Annotated in this window: 1 protein-coding gene; it reads right to left on the bottom strand. The window is 34.3% G+C overall.

The genetic code is table 11. The features are described from left to right. Window positions 1-74: 74 nt before the first annotated feature. Window positions 75-1585: alpha-amylase family protein (locus tag FGM02_RS18000; protein ID WP_208021551.1), on the bottom strand; the 1511-nt coding region annotated here is incomplete at its 5' end.

Consider the following 1585-nt stretch of genomic DNA (forward strand, 5'->3'; position numbering starts at 1 on the left):
TATAAGGAAACAGCCCCTGATATAAATCAGGGGCTGTTTCCTTATAATTATGTAGGGCTCAAAAAAAACGATAACTAGTCCTTATTAAAATGAAGTGTTTCTAACAAATCTCCCTTTGAATATTGTACTGTAAAAACCAACGATTTTAAATCCAACTTTAATCTAGCGATGTCTTTATCATTATTCCATACAATATGAATTTCAGTTTCAGTTCCTTGTTTTATTTGCATATTCCCTGAAAAGGCATCACAAGTATTTCGTATTTGCATCAATGTAAGCTGATTATTGACAAGTTCCTTTTTTAAACCTGCTTCAATATCCGCTTCGCTTAAGCTTGTTCTATTAATTTCTTTATGTCCGCCACTTCCTCCTTTATCAGCAGCTTCATAATCATTTTTTCCTGCAAAAATATCTAAATACCATACTTGAGGAATACCAGGCATAAACATTTGGATGGCACGTGCCGCCAATAACTTTTGTTCATTTTCACCTAAGGCGCTGAAGAAGGTGGCATTGACTTGGTAGTAAGATATCTTTTCCCCTGAAGGATCATATAAATTTTTTACTCTCCCGCCTCGTTCCATTATTTTGGTCATAATGGCTTCAATTTCATGATCTTCTAAAAGACCTTTATTATAAACGCCATCTACTTCTTTTCCTTTTAAATCTAACACCGGTATCCCATCATGACAACCAAGCATATTTACTGTTTTGTAGCCTTTGCTAATGATTTCCTTAGCCCAAGTTAATAGGGATGTACTATTGCAATTCTCTAAGGTATGTATGGTCAATCCTGGTAAAAAGAAGTCATAAATCTGATAGCCTTCATCTGCCACTTCATCATGTAAGTGCAAACCATACTCTGCATGAATTTCTGGTAAAAGGGTTAAATTATTGCTTTTTGCAATTTGGTTGATCCGTTCTAAATGGTCCCAAGTACCTGGTTTATTGAAAAAATTTGTTTGTCCAATTTCTTTATGCAAATAGGCAAAAGCATCCAATCGTAAAATTTCACAACCATAACTACTTACTTTTTTCAGGGTTTCTTCATAAAAATCCCAAACCAATTCTGATTTTGCATTCACGTCCATTTGTCCTAAATACGAACGCTTTGCTTGTACAACTTGTAAAATTTCTTTTTTTAAGTGCTTAGCGTTATCAAAATCAAAACTCGACAAATCCAAATCATTGTCAATGGCATTGTTTACAATTTTGCAAACGGAAATTCCCTGAGCCTTGGTCAACCCCTCTAAATGTTCCAAATCCGAAGTCGTCAATTTTGCATAGGTAATTTGCTGGTAAAAAGTATTCCAATAAGGTTTTTCTGAATCATCTGGAAATGCTACTTTAAGTATCGGCAAGCCCGACTTTCTCATAAACAATTTGTTTAAAAACTCCTCATCAGGTATTACAACTCCATTGGCATCTATATTCCCATTGCCTTCCCAGAACTCATTGGGATTGATAAAAAAATCGTTGTATTTTGGCTGTACTCCATACTTCAATAAAGCTTTAAACTGAGGAGAAGCAACCGACAAATGATTTGAAACAATATCAAATTTCAATTGAATATTTAACTCTTTAA

The sequence above is a fragment of the Flavicella sediminum genome, from assembly GCF_006381105.1.
Lineage (GTDB): Bacteria > Bacteroidota > Bacteroidia > Flavobacteriales > Flavobacteriaceae > Flavicella > Flavicella sediminum.